Origin of the sequence: Actinomadura sp. NPDC048032, assembly GCF_040653175.1 — a bacterium.
GTDB lineage: Bacteria > Actinomycetota > Actinomycetes > Streptosporangiales > Streptosporangiaceae > Spirillospora > Spirillospora verrucosospora.
This window is the reverse complement of the sequence record NZ_JBEZJP010000565.1, coordinates 1-4,154: the sequence shown is the minus strand read 5'-3', so window position 1 is coordinate 4,154 and position 4,154 is coordinate 1. Positions and strand designations below refer to the sequence as shown.

The 4,154-nt window shown below is 77.4% G+C and carries 6 protein-coding genes; 3 read left to right on the top strand and 3 right to left on the bottom strand.

What is annotated here, in order from left to right; translation table 11 throughout:
* A partial coding sequence (locus AB0C69_RS38990) for a hypothetical protein (protein WP_360361158.1) occupies positions 1-268 on the bottom strand: 268 nt, incomplete at its 3' end.
* A gap of 172 nt (positions 269-440) precedes the next feature.
* On the opposite strand from AB0C69_RS38990, the gene AB0C69_RS38985 reads away from it, so the two are divergent.
* From AB0C69_RS38985 to AB0C69_RS38975, 3 genes are read left to right on the top strand one after another with little or no spacing between them, the layout of a single operon-like run.
* Entirely contained in the window at positions 441-1,547 is a 1,107-nt protein-coding gene (locus AB0C69_RS38985; protein WP_360361155.1) for an iron-containing redox enzyme family protein, read from the top strand.
* A gap of 14 nt (positions 1,548-1,561) precedes the next feature.
* Positions 1,562-2,263 (top strand): HemK2/MTQ2 family protein methyltransferase, encoded by a 702-nt coding sequence (locus AB0C69_RS38980; protein ID WP_360361153.1) that lies wholly within the window; start codon positions 1,562-1,564, stop codon positions 2,261-2,263.
* Complete coding sequence (locus AB0C69_RS38975) at positions 2,238-2,543, top strand: CDGSH iron-sulfur domain-containing protein (RefSeq protein WP_360361150.1); 306 nt, start codon at positions 2,238-2,240, stop codon at positions 2,541-2,543. Before AB0C69_RS38980 ends, AB0C69_RS38975 begins: the two co-directional genes overlap by 26 nt.
* Positions 2,544-2,591: 48 nt before the next feature.
* Here AB0C69_RS38975 and AB0C69_RS38970 read toward each other — a convergent pair whose 3' ends face one another.
* Together AB0C69_RS38970 and AB0C69_RS38965 are read right to left on the bottom strand one after the other, a co-directional pair.
* Positions 2,592-2,843, bottom strand: a complete 252-nt coding sequence (locus tag AB0C69_RS38970) for a hypothetical protein (protein WP_345187244.1) — start codon at positions 2,841-2,843, stop codon at positions 2,592-2,594.
* Between the two features lie 110 nt (positions 2,844-2,953).
* Positions 2,954-4,154: NAD-dependent epimerase/dehydratase family protein (locus AB0C69_RS38965; protein WP_360361147.1), on the bottom strand; the 1,201-nt coding region annotated here is incomplete at its 5' end.

The following is a 4,154-nucleotide window of genomic DNA, read 5'->3' as shown; positions in this document are numbered from 1 at the left end:
TGAGCTGCAGGTCGTAGGCGGTGTTCGCGCGGACCTTGGGGCTCGGGTGGCTCAGGCCGGGGAGGAAGGCCGCCAGACCGAGTCCGGCGACCTGGACATCGGCCTGGACGTCGGCGGTGCCGGCTCGGATGCCGGTCCGGACGTGGCGGGCGGGCCCGCCGAGGGGGCGGGGGAGCCGCCCGACGAGACTCCTGGGGAGAAACCGGGCGTATGGGACGCGGGTGAGCGGGTACCGGAGCCGGACGCCCCTTGACGACGGAGGACACATGACCGTTCACCAGGACCGACCGCCCTCTCGCGGTCCCGAGCCCGGCCCGGGGACCGGACGCGGGCCGGCTCCCGCGTCGGCCCCTGCGTCGGCCCCTGCGTCGGCCCCTGCGTCCGGCTTCGGATTCGGGGGTTCGCTCGGTTCCGTCAGGGCGCGCGCGGACCGGGCCCCGGTGCTGCCGGAGCCGCGCGGGCCGCTGTCGCGGGCCGTGGCGGACGTCCTGGCCTCGGGTTCGCCCCCGAGCCCGCTTCGCGAGGACCCGCCGGAGCCGTCGGGGATCGGCGGGCTGGTCGCCGAGGCGCGGTCCTGCGACCCCTACGGGGAGGATCTGCAGCTGGCGCTGCACACCTGCTACGAGCTGCACTACCAGGGGTTCGCGGGCGTGGACCCGGACTGGGAGTGGGATCCGGGGCTGCTGCGGCTGCGCGGGACGATGGAGGCGGTCTTCCTGGCGGCGCTGCGCCGCGACGTGTGGCAGGCGACCGGCCCGGAAGCGGCACGGGACGTGCAGGGGGCGCTTGAGGAACTCCTGGTGGAGCCGGTGGACGCGCGCGGCGTGTCCCACCATCTGCGCGACGAGGGCACCTGGGGGCAGATGCGCGAGTACGCGGCGCTGCGGTCGGTGTACCACCTGAAGGAGGCCGATCCGCACGCGTGGGTGATCCCGAGGCTGCGGGGGCGGGCCAAGGCGGCGCTTGCGGCGGTGGAGAACGACGAGTTCGGCGGCGGCCGCGCGCGGATGACGCACCAGGGCCTGTACGCCGATCTGCTGGACGACCTGGGGCTGGACCCGTCCTACGGCGCGTACGTGGACGCGGCGCCCGCGGAGATGCTGGCGACGGTGAACATGATGTCGCTGTTCGGGCTGCACCGGTCGCTGCGGGCCGCGCTGGTGGGGCATTTCGCGGCGGCGGAGATCACCACGGCGCCGTCGGCGCGGCGGATGGCGCGGGCGCTGGAGCGGCTGGGCGCCGGTCCGCGCGCGCTGCTGTTCCACACCGAGCACATCGAGGCCGACGCCGTCCACGAGCAGGTGCTGCGCCACGAGGTGATCGGCGGGCTGCTGGAGGCCGAGCCGGGCCTGGCCGGGGACGTGGTGCTGGGCGTGCGCGCGACGAGCCTGCTGGAGGACCGGTTGGGCGGCCATCTGCTGGGGAGCTGGCGGGCGGGCCGTTCGGCGCTGCGGCGCCCGCTCGCCGACGCGGTGGGCGATGCGGGCCCCGGCGCCGGGGCCGGTGTGGTGAGTGACGTGCCGGCGGCCGCGCCGGCGGCCGGGTGAAGGGGAGGGTCGGGATGATGCTTTTCAGGCCGCCGGGCGTGTACCGGCCGCAGGCCGACACCTCGCTGCTGACGCGGGCGCTGCTGAGGTCGCTGTCGCGGGCGGGGGCGCCGCCGGGGGCGCGGGTCCTGGAGCTCGGCACGGGGACCGGCGCGGTGGCGCTGGCCGCAGCGCGGGCGGGCTGCGAGGTCGTCGCGGTGGACGCCTCGTCGCAGGCGGTGCTGGCGGCGCGGGTGAACGCGCGGATGCGGGGGCTGCCGGTGCGGGTGCTGCGCGGGGACATGTTCGCGCCGGTCGCCGGGCAGGAGTTCGACGTGATCGTCGCGAACCCCCCGTACGTGGCCGGGGAGGTCGACCCGGCGTCGGTGCGGGGCCGGGCGCGGGCGTGGGAGGCGGGCCCGGACGGCCGGATGCTGCTGGACCGGATCTGCGCGCAGGCCCCCCGGCATCTGTCGCCGTCGGGGACGCTGCTGGTGGTGCACTCGGCGCTGAACGGGGTGGCGGCCACGCTGGTGGGGCTGCGCCGCGCGGGGATGCGGGCGTCGGTGGTGGCGCGGCACCGCGAGCCGTTCGGGCCGGTGATGCGGCGCCGCGCGGACGGGCTGCGGGCGCGCGGCCTGCTGGTGGAGGGGCAGCGGCACGAGGACCTGGTGGTGGTGCGCGCGGACCGGATGGAGGAGGAGGCGGCCGATGAGCCCGACCAGCGGGCGGCCTGAGACTCGGCCCGAGACCCGGCCGGAGTCGCGGCCGGAGTCGCGGCCGGAGTCCGCGAACGGTGCCGAAGGCCCGGGCGCAGAGTCGCCGGGCGGCCGGGAGCGGCGGCGGGTGCGGATAGTGCCGGGCGGGCCGGTGCTGGTGGAGGGCCCGGTGGAAGTCGTGATGGAGGACGGGTCGACGGCGGTGTCGGACCGGTGGCTGGTGGCGCTGTGCGCGTGCCGCCGCAGCCGCGCGTACCCGTTCTGCGACACCAGCCATCGCCGGCGCAGCCGCGACTGATCCCGGACGGCGGCCGGCCCCCGCCGCGACGTTTCCGCCCGGCGGGGGTCAGCCGCCGAGGCTGTCCAGGGCGGTGTCCAGCCGCTGGGCTAGGGCCTCGATCTGCTCCTCGTTGGCGCCGGTGTCGAGTTCGGCGATGACGGCGTCCCGGGTGGTGATCACCATGGCGTCCTCGGGGCCGTCGCCGCGGCTCGGGTCGGCCGGGACGACGGCGGCGCGGCCGCCGACGACGACGAGCGCGGCGCCGCGGTCGGTGGAGGCCAGCAGGGTGTGCAGGTGCTCGCTTGTGATCGTCGGCATCGGGTGACCTCCGGATCGGTTGGGCGGCGGAGCGGGGCCGGGCCGTGGGGCCGGACCGCGCCGCCGGTCGTGGTGGGTGGTGCGTGGTGGCGGAGTCGGCGTGGGTGCGGTCAGGGCTTGCGGCCGACTCCGGTGGCGAACTCGCGTCCGCGCAGCCGCCCGCCGGTGTCGTGGGCCAGTGGCGGGGTGTCGCGGCCGGCGCCGGTGCGCAGCCCTTCCAGGAACTCGGTGATCGCCTCGCGGGCGCTGTGGCGGGGCGTCCAGCCGAGCGCGTCGCGGGCCCGGGCGGTGTCCATGAGCGGGATCTGCAGGGCCAGGTCGAGCAGGGCGGGGGAGGCGGGCACCAGGTGCAGGTTCCAGGCGGCGGCGAGCGCGGCCCGCACGCCCCGCGCGGGCAGCCGCACGATCCGGGCTCCGAGCAGGTCGGCGAGCTCGGCGGCGTCCAGGGCGGGTTCGGCGGCGAGGTTGAAGGCGCCGCGGGCCTCGCCGGTGGCGGCGAGCCGGAACGCCTGCCCGGCGTCGGCGGAGTGCAGGACCTGCAGCCGCAGGCCGGGCAGGTCCGGCACGACCGGGATGAGGTCGGGGCGGGCCAGGCGGCCGGGCAGCAGCGGCCCGGCGAACAGGCGGCGCTGCTCGCTGGCGCTCTGCCGTTCGAAGACGAACCCGGGCCGCAGCCGCACGACGCGGCAGTCGGGGTTGGCGGTCTCGAAGGCGTCCAGGAGCCGTTCGACGTAGGCCTTCTCGCGGCTGTAGGCGGCCTCAGGCCACCCGTGGGTGGGCCAGGACTCGTCGACCGCGCGGTCCTTGGGGCCGGGGGAGTAGGCCCCGACCGAGGAGGAGTACACCAGCGCGGGCACGCCCGCGCGGGCGGCGGCGTCGAACACCCGGGCGCTGCCGACGGCGTTGGCGTCCCAGGTCACCGCGGGCCGGTGGGTGGGCTGGAACAGCCAGGCCAGATGGATGACGACGTCGGCGCCGCGCATCAGGGGGACCAGGTCGGTGTCGGTGACGTCGGCCTCGGCCCAGCGCAGCTTGCCGGTCCCGGCGGGGTCGGCCTCGCGGGCGGCCCCGGGGCCGGGTTCGCGGCGGGCCAGTCCGGTGATCTCGGTGACGGCCGGGTCCTCGGCGAGCGCGCGGACGGTGCTGGTCCCGATGTTGCCCGTGGCGCCGGTGACGACGACGCGCATGGCGATCTCCCCCTCGTCGGCGGTTCGCCCGCGGGATCGTCCCCGCAGGTGGACGGCCCCATTCCCGTCCCGCGCCGATGTATGCCCGCCGCGCCGCCGGCCGGGGCCCGCGCCCGGGGCCCGC